The organism is Yoonia sp. R78084 (assembly GCF_044595625.1).
Taxonomy (GTDB): Bacteria; Pseudomonadota; Alphaproteobacteria; order Rhodobacterales; family Rhodobacteraceae; genus Yoonia.
In genome coordinates, this window is sequence record NZ_CP138993.1 from 1,050,370 (window position 1) to 1,064,505 (window position 14,136).

15 protein-coding genes are annotated in these 14,136 nt (G+C 58.6%); 7 read left to right on the forward strand and 8 right to left on the reverse strand.

Going from position 1 to position 14,136, the window contains the following annotated elements; translation table 11 throughout:
- Nucleotides 1-150 precede the first annotated feature (150 nt).
- Nucleotides 151-450, forward strand: a complete 300-nt coding sequence (locus tag SJY29_RS05420; RefSeq protein WP_400087709.1) for a hypothetical protein — start codon at nt 151-153, stop codon at nt 448-450.
- A gap of 69 nt (nt 451-519) precedes the next feature.
- On the opposite strand, the gene SJY29_RS05425 is transcribed toward SJY29_RS05420, so the two are convergent.
- The 4 genes from SJY29_RS05425 to SJY29_RS05440 form a co-directional block, all read right to left on the reverse strand.
- Entirely contained in the window at nt 520-1,971 is a 1,452-nt protein-coding gene (locus SJY29_RS05425) for a DEAD/DEAH box helicase (protein ID WP_400087710.1), read from the reverse strand.
- Nucleotides 1,972-2,118: 147 nt separating this feature from the next.
- Entirely contained in the window at nt 2,119-2,853 is a 735-nt protein-coding gene (locus SJY29_RS05430; protein ID WP_400087712.1) for a hypothetical protein, read from the reverse strand.
- Between the two features lie 92 nt (nt 2,854-2,945).
- Entirely contained in the window at nt 2,946-3,575 is a 630-nt protein-coding gene (locus tag SJY29_RS05435) for a hypothetical protein (protein ID WP_400087714.1), read from the reverse strand.
- Nucleotides 3,576-3,641: 66 nt separating this feature from the next.
- A complete protein-coding gene (locus SJY29_RS05440) occupies nt 3,642-5,237 on the reverse strand; it encodes a peptide chain release factor 3 (RefSeq protein ID WP_400087716.1) in 1,596 nt (531 codons plus the stop codon).
- Between the two features lie 101 nt (nt 5,238-5,338).
- On the opposite strand from SJY29_RS05440, the gene SJY29_RS05445 reads away from it, so the two are divergent.
- Nucleotides 5,339-5,938, forward strand: coding sequence for a hypothetical protein (locus SJY29_RS05445; protein WP_400087718.1), 600 nt, complete (start codon nt 5,339-5,341; stop codon nt 5,936-5,938).
- Nucleotides 5,939-5,951: 13 nt separating this feature from the next.
- Here SJY29_RS05445 and SJY29_RS05450 read toward each other — a convergent pair whose 3' ends face one another.
- The gene (locus SJY29_RS05450) at nt 5,952-6,914 is read right to left on the reverse strand and encodes a Hint domain-containing protein (RefSeq protein WP_400087720.1); all 963 of its coding nucleotides are present in this window, start codon (nt 6,912-6,914) and stop codon (nt 5,952-5,954) included.
- A gap of 124 nt (nt 6,915-7,038) precedes the next feature.
- Here SJY29_RS05450 and SJY29_RS05455 point away from each other — a divergent pair, with 124 nt between their 5' ends.
- From SJY29_RS05455 to SJY29_RS05470, 4 genes are all read left to right on the forward strand, one after another.
- Nucleotides 7,039-7,818, forward strand: a complete 780-nt coding sequence (locus tag SJY29_RS05455) for an SDR family oxidoreductase (protein WP_400087722.1) — start codon at nt 7,039-7,041, stop codon at nt 7,816-7,818.
- A 103-nt stretch (nt 7,819-7,921) separates the two neighbouring features.
- The gene (locus tag SJY29_RS05460) at nt 7,922-8,998 is read left to right on the forward strand and encodes an ABC transporter ATP-binding protein (RefSeq protein WP_400087724.1); all 1,077 of its coding nucleotides are present in this window, start codon (nt 7,922-7,924) and stop codon (nt 8,996-8,998) included.
- Nucleotides 8,999-9,074: 76 nt separating this feature from the next.
- Entirely contained in the window at nt 9,075-10,034 is a 960-nt protein-coding gene (speB, locus tag SJY29_RS05465; RefSeq protein ID WP_400087726.1) for an agmatinase, read from the forward strand.
- A gap of 72 nt (nt 10,035-10,106) precedes the next feature.
- Nucleotides 10,107-10,493, forward strand: coding sequence for a hypothetical protein (locus SJY29_RS05470; protein WP_400087728.1), 387 nt, complete (start codon nt 10,107-10,109; stop codon nt 10,491-10,493).
- A 78-nt stretch (nt 10,494-10,571) separates the two neighbouring features.
- Here the strand turns inward: SJY29_RS05470 and SJY29_RS05475 are convergent, their stop codons facing one another.
- The 3 genes from SJY29_RS05475 to ccmI are packed head-to-tail and all read right to left on the reverse strand — an operon-like array spanning nt 10,572 to nt 12,489.
- Nucleotides 10,572-10,817: a DUF1289 domain-containing protein gene (locus SJY29_RS05475; protein ID WP_400087729.1), complete on the reverse strand. Its 246-nt coding sequence runs from the start codon at nt 10,815-10,817 to the stop codon at nt 10,572-10,574.
- Entirely contained in the window at nt 10,814-11,290 is a 477-nt protein-coding gene (ruvX, locus tag SJY29_RS05480; RefSeq protein WP_400087731.1) for a Holliday junction resolvase RuvX, read from the reverse strand. Before ruvX ends, SJY29_RS05475 begins: the two co-directional genes overlap by 4 nt.
- Nucleotides 11,287-12,489, reverse strand: a complete 1,203-nt coding sequence (gene ccmI / locus SJY29_RS05485; RefSeq protein WP_400087733.1) for a c-type cytochrome biogenesis protein CcmI — start codon at nt 12,487-12,489, stop codon at nt 11,287-11,289. Before ccmI ends, ruvX begins: the two co-directional genes overlap by 4 nt.
- A 205-nt stretch (nt 12,490-12,694) precedes the next feature.
- Here ccmI and SJY29_RS05490 point away from each other — a divergent pair, with 205 nt between their 5' ends.
- Nucleotides 12,695-13,939 (forward strand): sarcosine oxidase subunit beta family protein, encoded by a 1,245-nt coding sequence (locus tag SJY29_RS05490; protein ID WP_400087735.1) that lies wholly within the window; start codon nt 12,695-12,697, stop codon nt 13,937-13,939.
- Nucleotides 13,940-14,136: the final 197 nt, after the last annotated feature.

Here is a 14,136-nt window from a genome sequence, read left to right on the forward strand (position 1 = left end):
CTCACGACTGCGAATCTGTGATTTTGCGACGCCACTGATGGGACTTTGGCGCAGCGACACCTGCCAGTGCCAACACGCTACCGCCACAGTTTTGACGACTTGCTTTGATCATCATCACCTCATGGGGCAAAACCTATGAGGTGAGTGAAAATGAAACATAAATCCATTCCTCTGCTTGTTGCGGCGGTGACACTGTCCGGCTGTATGATGACGGACCCGTCCAGCCATCTGATTGGACGCCAGGGTGCCAATGATGTCTATGAGTTCAGCATGACGCGCTATGCTGATCCGCTTGGCGCAGAGGCCTACTACCAACAACGCAACAACTATGCGGCCCGCCTTTGCCCGCAGGGTTACCGGATCATAAATGAGCGGGAAGGGGTGACGATCAGACCCGCCGGCGACCGGCTGTTGTCTGAAAACCGTATTCAGATTGCCTGTCCTGCGTAAGGTCGCCCAAACAAAAGCGGATGTTCTCGCTTAAGGAACATCCGCTTCAAGAGGGCTGGCTAAGTGGCGCTAGTTCTTGGCCCGCTCGGCAAAGCTGAGCGCGATAAACGCTGGCGTATCCTCACCCATGCCTACGATTTTCGGGCCGGTGTCGCGGCGGTCGTTGCCGCGCCCGCGCCCGCCGCGTGAACGGTCTTCGCGTGGCTTTTGCTCATGTGCCGCGGCCTCTTCTTTCGCTTCAACGACCTTGGGCTCTTGCGCCTTTGGGGTCTCTGTCTTTGGCTCCGGCTTGCGGCGGCTACGCGTCCGCTTGGGCTTTTCTTCGGTCGTCTCGCCGGCAGCCTCGGCTGGTGCGGGTGTCGGCGTTGCTTTGCCGCCGGGCACGTCCAGGCGCGGGATTGGCTGGTTTACCAGACGCTCCACGTCTTCGAGGTTCTTCTCGTCGCGTGGAATACAGATCATGATCGCAGTGCCGGTGCGGCCCGCACGACCGGTGCGCCCGATACGGTGGACGTAATCCTCGGCGTGGCTGGGCACGTCGAAATTGAAGACATGCGTGACGGCCGGAATATCCAGACCGCGCGCGGCTACATCAGAGGCCACAAGAATCCGCAACTCATTGTCACGGAATTTATCCAGCGTCCTGGTCCGGTGGCTTTGGTCCAGATCGCCGTGGATCGGGGCCGCTTGATAGCCGTGTTTGTTCAGCGACTTCGCCACAATATCAACATCCGACTTGCGGTTGCAGAAAATGATCGCGTTGGTGCAGGCCTCGCCTTCGGCGTCTATCAGCTTGCGCAGCAGGGCACGTTTTTCAGAGGGTTCTTTGGGCTTGGAGGACCCTTTGAACATCACAACACCTTGCTTGATGTTGACGTTCGTGGTCGCCGCGCGGGCGACTTCGATCTTTGCGGGGTTTGACAGGAACGTGTTCGTGATCCGCTCGATCTCGGGCGCCATTGTCGCGCTGAAAAACAGGGTCTGGCGGGTGAAGGGCGTGCGTTTGAAGATTTCCTCGATATCGGGGATGAACCCCATGTCGAGCATCCGGTCAGCCTCATCCACAACCATGATCTTGACGTCTGTCAGGATCAGTTTGCCGCGCTCGAGGTGGTCGAGCAGGCGGCCAGGGGTGGCGATCAGCACATCGACGCCCTTGTCGATGATGGCGTCCTGATCCTTGAAGCTTGTGCCGCCAATCAGCAGGGCGCGCGACAGTTTCGTATATTTGGCGTAGGCGTCGAAATTCTCGGCCACTTGCGCGGCGAGTTCCCGCGTCGGTGCCAGCACGAGGCTGCGCGGCATCCGCGCGCGCGCACGTCCACGGCCCAGAAGCGTGATCATCGGCAGAGTGAATGCGGCCGTTTTGCCTGTGCCGGTCTGGGCAATGCCCAGGACATCGCGGCCTTCTAGGGCGGGGGCAATCGCGCCGGCCTGAATAGGGGTAGGGGTGTCATAGCCGGTTTCGGCAATCGCTTTGAGAACCTTGGGGGCAAGGTTCAAATCAGAAAACTTGGTCATATACGTCCTTTAGATGCGGTTTCGGTCCGCATGTTGTGAAAGGACGCAATTCTCCGAGCGTCCCGCGTCGTAGGCCCTCGCGAGCCGTGAAGATGCGATAGCGGAAATGCCCGTTACCGTCAAGCTGAGCGCACAAACCGCCTGCGTTCAAGGGGATTTCGTGGCTTTTTCGCGCATTAGGGCAAAGCGGCGGAAGACGGTACCATCATCACTGTTGAGGATATCGAGCAAATGTCGTGTCAGTCTACCGGTGGCTGGTGCATGTTCCGCGTCGCGCCAGAGGGGGGCCAGCAGATGGGCCTCCAGATCACCTTTCAGGACCGAAAAGTCCGTCATTCCCATAGGCAGGGGGGATTTGTTGCGATCTTGCGTTCGGAACGGCGTTTGCGGCGGGTGCCCGGAGAATGCACGCTCGGCCTCATAGATTTTCATCAGCGAAAACAGGATGTTCATGCGCGCGGCCAGATTGCGGTCCGCCTCGGTCCCCCCGTGCTCTGCAAAAGTGATGACGGCAGAAATCAGCCAACGGGTGGGCAGGGTGGCGAGCAACCACGCCTCCTGCTCGGCCCAGAGCCGCCGGAACAGTGCAGGCGCGCCTGCAGGGTAAGTGTGTTTGCGCAGATGGGACACCAAAAGCCCGTGCAGCAAGGCCAATTCACAGTGCCCCTGCAATTCGCCCAACAGCATGTGGCGCTTTTTCTCGACACGGCTCAGGCCCTCGGGACGGGGCATGGTTTGGGGCGGCAAAGGAAGGGCCTTCAGCGCTTCAAAATTAACGTCCAAAGGCGGGAGGTCGGCACCGGTCAAAAGCGCACGACGTTTTTGGTATTGAGGGATCAGGCCGCCGATCCCGCCGGGGAATGTTTCATTGGTTTGGTGCAAAGAAAAACGCCCCTTCATTGCTGATGGGGCGCAGTATTCAGTGCTCCGTGCAGGGATGCAACCACGTCGCAGTTGCCAGCATCAACCGCGTGCTACCGTTCGGCGATAAAGATAACATCACCATCGGCATTGTTAACTTCTACATTGTTACGGTCGATACCATCGTTTATCTGAAGGGTGCCTTGCGAGGTTGTGATTTCGCCCCGCAATACGCCATAGACATACTCATAGTCCGATCCGTAAAAGTCACCGATCAAGAGAGTGTCGACAACGATCTGCTCGTCGGTTGAATTACTTGTCAACGTGCCACCGAAATCGCCCGTAAACCCAGCGTCGCTTGGGTCCGAATTGAAAAAGATCACTCCATCAGGCATCTCTAACCGCCCCTGATAGGTATCACCGGTGTTATCCGAGAAACTATCAGCACTCGCCGTAACGCTTTCATTTCCCAATTCGAAATCCGCAACGACTTCGAGATCGCCAAGCACTTGCAGGTCGTCCTCATAGACCAGAAGGCTAATGACACCGTTATAGGTTGAGGTGCCTTCGACCGGTAAGTCGTCGGTTAGGAATAGGGGTGCACCTCCGGCTTCGGCGAAGAGACCGTCCAGCTCGCTTTGTAAGCCGCTGTAACTCGCTTGCGACACGCTGCCCGATCCACCGCATCCAGCGATCAAGGCAACCAGTGCGGCTGATGTGCATAACTTGATGTTTAAAAACATAAATTGTCCTCTCTCTATTCATTAACATCTAGTTAATGAACGGAGAATCGAGAAACAACCTATAACTTATACCATCATCTCTTTTGTCGCGGTAAGGTTGATTTCGGGGTAATCACGCCCGACGCGGTCAATGTCCCATTGCAGGCGCGTCAGATAGACTGTGTCGCCGTCATTGTCCGTCGCGATATGCTGTTTGTTGGCGGCGACGAATTTGTCCACGGCTGTCTGATCGCCTGCCACCCAGCGGGCCGAGGTGAATTGTGAGGGCTCGAACCGGACGGGCAGCCCGTACTCGAGCTCGATCCGGCTGGCCAGCACCTCGAATTGCAGCGCCCCCACAACGCCCACGATAAAGCCCGACCCGAAGGTCGGTTTGAACACTTTGGCGGCCCCTTCCTCGGCAAACTGCATCAGGGCCTTTTCAAGGTGCTTGGCCTTCATCGGATCGCCCGCGCGGCAGGTTTGCAAAAGTTCCGGCGCAAAAGAAGGGATACCCGAGACGCGGATCGCCTCGCCCTCGGTCAGCGTATCGCCAATGCGCAGCTGGCCGTGGTTGGGAATACCGATGATATCACCGGCCCATGCCTCTTCTGCCAGTTCGCGGTCAGCGGCGAGGAACAGCACAGGGTTTGTGATGGCCATCTGCTTTTTGCTGCGGACATGCGTCAGTTTCATGCCGCGTTCGAAATGTCCGGATGCAAGGCGTACAAATGCCACGCGGTCGCGGTGCTTGGGGTCCATGTTGGCCTGCACCTTGAATACGAAACCCGCGACCTTCGTTTCCTCGGGCGCGATATTGCGGGGCTGGGCCGATTGGATTTGCGGCTCCGGCCCATAGGTGGCCAGACCGTCCATCAATTCCTTGACCCCGAAGGAATTCATGGCAGAGCCGAACCAGATCGGAGTCATTGAGCCATTCAAGAGGGCCTCTGGGTCGAGCGGTGGCAAGAGTTCCTTTGCCATCTCGATCTCTTCAAGGAATTTTTCGAGCAGATGCGCAGGGACGTGCTCGGCCAGCTTGGGGTCATCGAGACCTGAAATCTGGATGCTTTCGGCAACCTTGTTGCGGTCGGCGCGGTCCATCAATTCCAGCTTGTCGCGCAGAATATCATAGCAGCCGATGAATTCGCGCCCCACACCGATGGGCCATGAGGCCGGTGTGACGTCAATCGCAAGGTTTTCTTGAATTTCGTCAATAATATCGAATGTATCGCGGCTTTCGCGGTCCATTTTGTTGCAAAAGGTCAAGATGGGAAGGTCGCGCAAACGGCAGACTTCAAAGAGTTTCTGGGTCTGGCTTTCAACACCCTTGGCTCCGTCGATCACCATCACGGCGGCATCGACCGCAGTCAGCGTGCGATAGGTATCTTCGGAAAAGTCCGAGTGGCCGGGTGTGTCAACGAGATTGAAGCGGTACTTTTCAAAGTCGAACGACATGGCCGAGGCGGACACAGAGATGCCCCGGTCCTTTTCCATCTGCATAAAGTCCGACCGCGTCCGCCGTGCTTCGCCTTTGGCGCGCACCTGTCCCGCCATCTGGATGGCACCACCATAAAGGAGAAACTTTTCCGTCAGTGTCGTCTTGCCCGCGTCGGGGTGCGAGATGATCGCAAAGGTCCGGCGGCGGGCGATTTCAGGGGGAAGGTCAGGGCGATTTGTCATGCATGACGCTTTATGCGTTCGGGCTGGAAAGGGCAATCGGGACAGTGCGCTTAACCAAAGATTTGGTTTTCATTGCTATTGCCGCGGGAAAGGGGGTTGCAATGAAACACTATGCATGTGCCGTCTGTCTGCTGACTGGTCTTGCGGCCTGCGGCGGGGGCGGCGGAGGCGGCAGCGGGATTGATCCCCGCCTTGCGCGGCTGGACATTTATGAGGGACAGAAATTGCGGGTGCTAGGCGATCCCGAGGCGGGTGTCCTTGGTATGGCTGTGACGGCCGATGAAAACATCCCCGCGTCCGGCTCCATGTCCCTCAGCGGTTTTGCAACGATGCGGGTCGAGACGGGCAGCCAGCCGCTCATCCTTTTCGGCGATGCGGAGATGCAGATAGATTTTGACACCAGCGTGGCCCAAGGGGCCGTGACAAGTGTTTTCGGGGGCAGTTCCGATAGCGATATCGCGGATTACGCCGGAACCATTGATCTGCAAAGCAACACTGTCGGGCAGGATATGCCGCTGGGTTATGCGGGCGCACTGAGCGGCGGGGGGCAAACGCTGGGATTCTCGGGGGAAATGACAGGGGTTTTGCTGGGCAATCCCGCGTCTGCCTTTGCGGGCGGTGATCTGGAAGCGCAGGTCGATCACAATGGAATGCCACGGGAGGGGACGATTGTCATCGTGCTTGAAGACAACGGGATGTGATGGGGCCGTAGGTCTACCGCGTCGATGCCTTGCGCAGCAAAGACACCGCTCTCTGTGCAGGGATTAGGCTGTTTTGCACTTCGTAATCCAGATGCGGCCGGTGCGCGTGATCGGGGGACGAGACGCCGGCGGGCAGACCATGGCGTGTTTGCGCGCTGATCAGATGCAATTCTGCGGCAATCCCTTCGGCGTAAATGATGTGATGGTCATCAAAGATGAGCTGGAAGTAATCCACGAAACCGCCACGCCGCCGCAACACTGTTGTGTGATCCACCAGATGCCGCGCCTTGATCAGAATTTCGGGGCGTCCGGCGCCAAGCTGGTCTTCGCGCTGGTAAATGAACAGACGGTGGTCGGGACGCACTACCAGATCGGCTTCGTTGTGCAATGCGCCCTTGGTGATCACGACCGGTGCAAAACTGCCCGAGGCACGCGTTGTGGCCTGCCCGATATGGCGGATCGGCTGTTTGCCTGCGTCGCGGGTCAGGACCATATCTCCGATGCTCAGCGTTTCGATCGGGCGCATCTGTCCGTCGCTCATGGTAATGCGTGTGCCACGGGCAAAGGACCCGCTGGCGGCTTCGGCAAAGCGGCGGGTGGCTGTGTGACGCTCCAGACCGACAAGGCGGTAATCGACCGCAGGCTGCAATTCTCCCAATGGCAGCAGGAAAATATCTGCGACACTGTCATCTTCGACTTCGACCAGAACAAGGGCTTCATGCGTGTCCCCGTCAGGGGCCATAAGCGTCAGGCAGCAGTCCAGATGCACGATATTGCCTTGCGTATCGGCGCGGTGCAGCCCCTTGCCATCCGCAATCAGCTCAAGCGGTGTCAGCCCTGCCTTGGCATCAATCTGGTAGACGTCGTCCATCACCAGTTCATCGGCGAATGACAGCGTCTCGCCCTTGGCCACGCCATCGCTGGCGATCACGTTGGTCGCAGGATAGATATCAACAGTAATGGGGCGCTGGCTCATGGCGACTGGAGTTACACCGGCTTTGGCCTCAGGCCAAGCATGAACGCCGCGTTGCGCGTTTCGTTTGCCGAAGCGGGGCGGCAGTGCTAGATCGTCCACAATCAATGAAGAAGGGAACGACACGATGGATCTTGGGATCAAAGGCAAGCGTGCGCTGGTATGTGCATCATCAAAGGGTTTGGGGCGTGGATGCGCCGAGGCTTTGGCTGAGGCAGGCGTCAATCTTGTCATGAACGCCCGCGGTGCTGAGGCGCTTGAGGCGGCAGCGGCAGATATCCGCAGCAAGTATGGCGTTGATGTTGTGACCGTGGCTGCAGATGTGTCCACGCAGGAAGGCCGTGACGCATTGCTCAAAGAGGCTGAAGGTGTTGATATTCTGGTCAATAATGCCGGTGGCCCACCTCCGGGCATGTGGTCTGACTGGGATCGCGATGATTTTATTGCAGCGCTTGATGCCAACATGCTGGCCCCGATTGCGTTGATGAAAGCGCTGATGCCCGGGATGATCGAGAAGGGCTGGGGCCGCGTCGTGAACATCACCTCGGGATCTGTGAAGGCGCCGATCCCGCAGTTGGGTCTGTCAAACTCTGCCCGTGCCGGTTTGACCGGCTATGCCGCTGGCACAGCGCGTCAGGTGGCCCAGTTCGGCGTCAACATCAACAATATGCTGCCCGGTATTCACGCCACCGATCGTGCAGTCAGCCTTGATACCGGTGTTGCCACGGCGCAAGGCATAGATATCGGGGCCGCCAAAGCCCAGCGCGAGGCGACGATTCCCGCCCGTCGCTATGGCACCGCAGAAGAATTCGGCGCGATGTGTGCTTTCCTTTGTTCGAACCACGCGGGCTTTATCGTGGGCCAGAACATCGTTCTGGACGGTGGCGCGATCAACGCCACGATCTAAGCCGTTCGAAAAAACAAAGGGGCAGGGTGTGGACCTTGCCCCGCAGCAAAACTGTTGTTAGGTGCGCTATACCCAATAGTTTCCGTCAGGGATAACGCCCCCTATGCCAGCCCCCCGCCTTGAGATCAGCCATATCGTCAAAGACTTCGGCGGGCGTCGTGTCGTCGATGACGTGAGCCTGACAGTGATGCCGGGGCAGGTGACCTGTTTGCTGGGCCCGTCGGGATGCGGTAAATCCACGACTTTGCGGATTATCGCGGGGGTGGAAAAGCAAAGCAGCGGGACGATCCTTGTGGATGGTAAGCTGGTTTGTGACGGCGATGTCTCGCTGCCGCCCGAGGAGCGCCATATCGGGCTGATGTTTCAGGATTTTGCGCTCTTTCCACATCTGACAGTCGGGCAAAACGTGGCCTTCGGGCTGAAAGGCCGCAAGGCGACCGACCGCGTGCATGAATTATTGGCCAAGGTTGGCATGTCTGCCTATATCCACGACTATCCCCATCAGCTTTCAGGCGGTGAGCAACAGCGCATCGCACTGGCGCGCGCCCTCGCACCGCGCCCGCGCATCATGCTGATGGACGAGCCGTTTTCCGGACTTGATGACCGTCTGCGCGATGATATCCGTGATGAAACGCTTGAGGTGCTCAAGAGCGAAGGCACCGCCGTTTTGCTGGTCACCCACGAGCCGGGCGAGGCGATGCGCATGGCCGATGAGATCGCCCTCATGCGCAACGGCAAGATTGTGCAGCGGGGCGCCCCGTATAACATCTACAACACGCCGAAAGACAAAGCAGCCGCTGCATTCTTTAGTGATATCAATGTGCTGAAAGGCAAGGTGCAAGGCGCATTGACGGACACGCCCTTTGGTCAGTTCCTCGCCCCCGGTGTGCCGGACGGGACCGAGGTGGATATCGTGATCCGCCCCCAGCACCTGAAGATTGATTTTGATCGTGGCGGGCGCGGCCCGAACCCGACCCCCGAAGACGGCACCGCAGCGCGCGGCGTTGTCGAACGCGCGCGGTTTATGGGGGCCTCAAGCCTTGTTGAATTCCGGATGGATTTTGATGGCTCGATCCTGAAGGCTGTTGTGCCCTCGGTGTTCCTGCCCAAACCCGGCATGCCGCTTTGGCTGATGATCCGCCGCGATAGGTGTTTTGTGTTTCCGCGCACAGGCAGCTAGCGGCAAAAACGCCCTTACAGCGCGCCTAGAGATCGGCCATAGTTCCCTTGAACATGACGCAGTGAAGGGACGGGATATGGCAAATCATGGCTATGAGGGCGGGCGGTTGAACCTGCCATTTGTGGGCATCTGCACCTTTGGCAAATACCCCTATGTGTCCGATTGGGACGCGATTGACGCCGATGTTGCGGTAATGGGTGCGCCCTTTGATTTTGGCACGCAGTGGCGGTCAGGAGCGCGCATGGGGCCGCGCGCGATCCGCGAGGCCTCGACCCTGTTTTCCTTCGGCCATGCGGGGGCCTATGACCACGAAGACGATGTGACCTATCTGGACCCTGCCGAGGTGACGATTGTCGATATCGGCGATGCGGATATTGTGCATACCGATACGGTGCAGAGCCATGCGAATATCGAATTCGGTGTGCGTAAAATTCTGGCTGCCGGCGCCATTCCCGTGGTGCTGGGCGGCGATCATTCGGTGAACATCCCTTGCATTAACGCCTTTGATGACCAAGGCCCGATCCATGTGGTTCAAATTGATGCCCATCTTGATTTTGTTGATGAACGACACGGTGTGCGTTTCGGCCATGGCAATCCCATGCGCCGTGCCGCCGAGAAGGATTACGTCACGGGTCTGAGTCAAATCGGTATCCGCAACGTGTCGTCCACCGCCAAGGACGGCTATGTCGATGCGCGCAACATGGGGTCGGATATCCAGTCGGTGCGCCAGGTTCGCGCGATGGGGGTGGACGCGATGCTCGCACGCATTCCCGCGGGTGTGCAGTATTACGTGACCGTGGATATTGACGCCTTTGATCCGTCCATTGCCCCCGGCACAGGCACGCCTAGCCACGGCGGGTTTATCTATTACGAAGTGCTGGAATTGCTCGCGGGACTGGCAAAGCGTGGCAATATCGTCGGGCTTGATCTCGTGGAAGTGGCGCCCGACTACGACCAAAGCGGGTCTACATCGACACTAGCGGCGCAATTGCTAATGAATCTGATCGGGCGGATATTGCACGCCAGAAAAACCTGATGCATGGACCCATCGTGCTGATCGCAGCGAATGGCGGCTTTGAGCCCAAAGTTCACATAAGGTTTGTGTTCGATGGGGCTTGCTGACCGTTCTGATTTTGAACATCTTTCTGATATGGAACAATGGCACCGAATTTATGACGACGAAACCGCACAATTTGGCAACGTTACTTGGAAGTTCGAATTTCCTGAAGGCGATTATGGACTGACAGTAAACCAATCAGACCAAAACTTCGTCAACGTGAATTATCAAGAAGCAACAGAGCATTGGCCTATCCAATTGAAAGAGCAGAAGGGCTCCGAGTACAAGCTTTCGGGTATGGCATGGGCAACGCCAGAAATTGGTTTGGCCGAAACTTGTTGGTTCGAGTTACTTATCTCTTCGAACCCTCAAATCACATTCTGGGGCGACCGAGTAATTATTCGGACTGATCAGTGTTGTCAGCCGCAAAAAAACTGATCTTTTGAATGGCAACAAAGGCCGCAGAGCTGTCCTTGCAAAATATGCGCTCCGCGACCACCGCGCAGGAAAGAACAGCTAGGATTTCAGCCGCGCCGCCCGCCCGCCGCGCCGTTTTGTGATCTGGCTGGCCCTTGCGGGCAGTTCAGCCATTATCGCAGACCGCGCCTCGGCCGTCATCCGTGACCACGCGCCGATCTCGTCGATGGACCGCAGGCAGCCAGTGCAAAGGCGGCTCTTGGGTTCGATCACGCAGATCTTGATGCAGGGGCTTTCGATCTCGGCACGGGACCAGATGTGATCGGTGTTTTCGGGTTTGCTCACGAATCGTCCCTCAGGTTGCGCATGCGGTCTAACATACCTTGCAGGATATAGCTTGCGGCAACATGGTCGATCACCTCGGCGCGACGTTTGCGTGACGTATCCGCCTCGATCAGCGCGCGTTCGGCGGCGACGGTGGACAGCCGTTCGTCCCAGAATGTGATTGGCAAGGGGGTCAGTCTTGACAGGTTACGGGCAAAGGCGCGGGTCGCTTGGGCGCGGGGGCCTTCGCTGCCGTCCATGTTGCGCGGCAGGCCCAGCACGATCCCCTGCACCATGCGGTGTGTCGTCAGTTCCAGAAGTTTCGCTGCATCTAGCCCAAATTTCTTGCGTTTGATCGTGGTCACCGGGGTCGCCACCGATTGCAACACGTCCGACACCGCCACACCGATGGTCACCGTCCCCAGATCAAGCCCGGCAAGCGCGCCATGGGGCGGGATCACGCGCAGGAATTCTTCGGGGGTCTCGCAGATCATTCGTCCAAGACGCCCGCATCGCGGGCGGCATTGGTCAAGATTTCCATCCCGCGCATGCTGCTGACAAAAACCTGCTGTGCTTCAGTCCAGACAGTGCGTGCAGCATCAAGATCACCCAGCACGCCATAGGCGCGGATCAGGCGCGCCCAGTCCTCGGCGGGGCCACCTTCGGTGGCAAGCCGGTCCGCAAGACCCGCGACCATGCCGCCAATCATGGCCTGACGGTCTTCCTCGGACATATCCTGTGCCGCATCCATTTGTTCAAATGACGGGCCGCGCGCCTCGGGGAGGGCGTATTCAACACCGGCGCGGAAGGCTGCATCGCCAACCTGCGCACGGGCGCTGGCGACGTGGAAATTCGCAGGATCGCCGTTCTCGATAATCTCGCGCCACAGGCGCAAGGCCAGATCGGGGCGGTCTGTCTGGTTATAGAGTGACCCCAGATAATACCGCGCCGCGATATTGCCGGGGTTGCTATCAAGGATATCGCCGATCAGCTCTTCTGCCTCGGGCGAGACAAACCCGCCGGCCGCAACGACCTTGAGATCAAGCAGGCGTTGCAGATCAAGGGTTTCGGCGGCATCTCCTTTGATAGCGACGACCTGTTCCTGCGCGGCGGCGGCGCCCGCATAGTTGCGCAATTCGACCTCGGCCATGGCCAGCCGCGACCATGCTTCAAGATCATCGGGGCGGGTTGGGGCAATCACGCGCAACTGTTCGACAGCCGCGCGATACTCATCAGGGACATCGGGGGCGGGCGGCGGTACAGGGGCTGCGGCCTCTAACGCGGCCTGCGAGGGGCGGTTTGCGCGCATCTCTTCGCTGGCGGCAAGGCGGGACTGTAGCGGCATATCGGGATAACCGGGTGCGCCGATCATCCAGTAGGTGCCAAAGCCCACGCCCAGCATCAGCACAACAATCGCCGCAGGCAGCCAGCGGTTGGGTTTGCTGGCCGCTGTCGGTTTCACGGCGGCGTTGCTTGCAGCCAACAGGCGGCGGGCCACTTCGGTGCGGGCACGCTCGGCCTCTTCGGGTTCCAGCAACTGACGTTCCAGATCGCGGTCGATCTCTTCCAGCTGGGCACGGTAAATGGCGATATCGGGGTTGTCGTCGCCGATCTCTTTGGGCCGCACCAGAGGCGTGACCATCAGCGCCGTCACAGCCAGCGTCAAAACAGCGCAAACAATCCAGAAAATCATATGTTTCTCGTCCTTTTCGTTGCGGCTGACATAACCACCCGAGGCGGGCATGAAAAGGGGCTGTGACCCTATGCCGTTTCGGGGTGTCGGCGCGCATGTCGTAAATGGTAATCTATGCGCCGCTGATAGTATCCTCTTGGACAGGCGCAGGGTCCAGATAGTATGCAACAGCAGTGCCGCCCGAGACAGAGGATTCTGGACCTTGATGAAACGCTATTCCGCCTTTGCAGTTGCCAAAGAAGCCATGCGCCAACACACCGGTTGGGACCGCGCCTGGGCCAAACGTGCGCCCAAAAAGAAGTACGACGTGATTATCGTGGGTGCGGGCGGGCATGGCTTGGCCACGGCCTATTATCTGGGCAAAAACTTTGGGATCACCAATGTGGCCATTCTTGAAAAAGGCTGGCTGGGTGGCGGGAATACGGGCCGGAATACGACGATCATTCGGTCCAATTACCTGCAAGATCCGTCTGCCGCGATCTATGAAAAGTCGCGTTCTCTCTATGAGACGATGAGCCAGGACCTCAACTACAACGTCATGTTCAGCCCGCGCGGCGTGATCATGCTGGCCCAGACCCAGCATGAGGTGCGCGGCTATAAACGCACAGCCCACGCCAATGCGCTGCAAGGGGTGACGACCGAATGGATTGATGCCGCGCGCGTCAAGGAGCTCTGCCCGATCATGAACATTGACGGCCCGCGTTATCCGGTGCTGGGCGGGTTGTGGCAGGCGCGCGGTGGCACCGCACGGCACGATGCGGTGGCCTGGGGTTATGCCAGAGCGTGCTCTGACATGGGCATGGATGTGATCCAGCAATGCGAAGTCAAAGCGGTGCGTAAGCAAAACGGCAAGGTTGTGGGCGTCGATACCACCCAAGGCGCGATTGATTGCGACAAGCTTGGCATGGTTGTAGCGGGGCATTCCGGCGTGCTGGCACAGATGGCGGGGTTCCGTCTGCCGATTGAAAGTGTCGCGCTGCAGGCACTGGTGTCAGAGCCGATCAAGCCCTGCATGGATGTGGTCGTGATGGCCAACACGGTGCATGGTTACATGAGCCAGTCCGACAAGGGCGAAATGGTCATCGGTGGCGGCACGGATGGCTATAACAACTACACCCAGCGCGGATCGTTCCACCATATCGAGGAAACCGTGCGCGCTTTGGTCGAAACTTTCCCGATGATTGCACGGCTGAAAATGCTGCGCCAGTGGGGCGGGATCGTGGATGTGACGGGCGACCGCTCGCCCATTCTGTCGAAAACCCCTGTCGAGGGCGTCTTCGTCAACTGCGGCTGGGGCACCGGCGGGTTCAAGGCGATCCCGGGGTCAGGCTGGGCCATGGCCGAGCTGATGGCCAAAGGGCAATCACCGCTGACCGACGAGTTCAGCATGTTCCGCTTCCGCGAGGGCAAGTTCATTGATGAAAGCGTGGCAGCAGGGGTGGCGCATTGATGTTCAGCACAGTCCAGCCAGACCGCGTCTGCGCGTCACTAATCAAACCTGTCCTCGTCATCTTCGGACAACCCACCACGCAACCCGTCGATGACCACAAAGATTATGGCCGTCGAGAGGAGTCCCCCTATGACAATCAGCAAAAGTTCCATGAGATGAGCCTAGCATCAGGCCACCCCACTGCGACCCCTGCGGGC

Bases quoted from the DNA above. Each gene is read 5' to 3' on its own strand.
- speB (WP_400087726.1), top strand. From the start codon at position 9,075: ATGGCAAATCATGGCTATGAGGGCGGGCGGTTGAACCTGCCATTTGTG.
- SJY29_RS05435 (WP_400087714.1), bottom strand. From the start codon at position 3,575: ATGTTTTTAAACATCAAGTTATGCACATCAGCCGCACTGGTTGCCTTG.
- SJY29_RS05425 (WP_400087710.1), bottom strand. From the start codon at position 1,971: ATGACCAAGTTTTCTGATTTGAACCTTGCCCCCAAGGTTCTCAAAGCG.
- SJY29_RS05420 (WP_400087709.1), top strand. From the start codon at position 151: ATGAAACATAAATCCATTCCTCTGCTTGTTGCGGCGGTGACACTGTCC.
- SJY29_RS05450 (WP_400087720.1), bottom strand. From the start codon at position 6,914: ATGAGCCAGCGCCCCATTACTGTTGATATCTATCCTGCGACCAACGTG.
- ruvX (WP_400087731.1), bottom strand. From the start codon at position 11,290: ATGATCTGCGAGACCCCCGAAGAATTCCTGCGCGTGATCCCGCCCCAT.
- SJY29_RS05445 (WP_400087718.1), top strand. From the start codon at position 5,339: ATGAAACACTATGCATGTGCCGTCTGTCTGCTGACTGGTCTTGCGGCC.
- ccmI (WP_400087733.1), bottom strand. From the start codon at position 12,489: ATGATTTTCTGGATTGTTTGCGCTGTTTTGACGCTGGCTGTGACGGCG.
- SJY29_RS05455 (WP_400087722.1), top strand. From the start codon at position 7,039: ATGGATCTTGGGATCAAAGGCAAGCGTGCGCTGGTATGTGCATCATCA.
- SJY29_RS05460 (WP_400087724.1), top strand. From the start codon at position 7,922: ATGCCAGCCCCCCGCCTTGAGATCAGCCATATCGTCAAAGACTTCGGC.
- SJY29_RS05490 (WP_400087735.1), top strand. From the start codon at position 12,695: ATGAAACGCTATTCCGCCTTTGCAGTTGCCAAAGAAGCCATGCGCCAA.
- SJY29_RS05470 (WP_400087728.1), top strand. From the start codon at position 10,107: ATGGGGCTTGCTGACCGTTCTGATTTTGAACATCTTTCTGATATGGAA.
- SJY29_RS05440 (WP_400087716.1), bottom strand. From the start codon at position 5,237: ATGACAAATCGCCCTGACCTTCCCCCTGAAATCGCCCGCCGCCGGACC.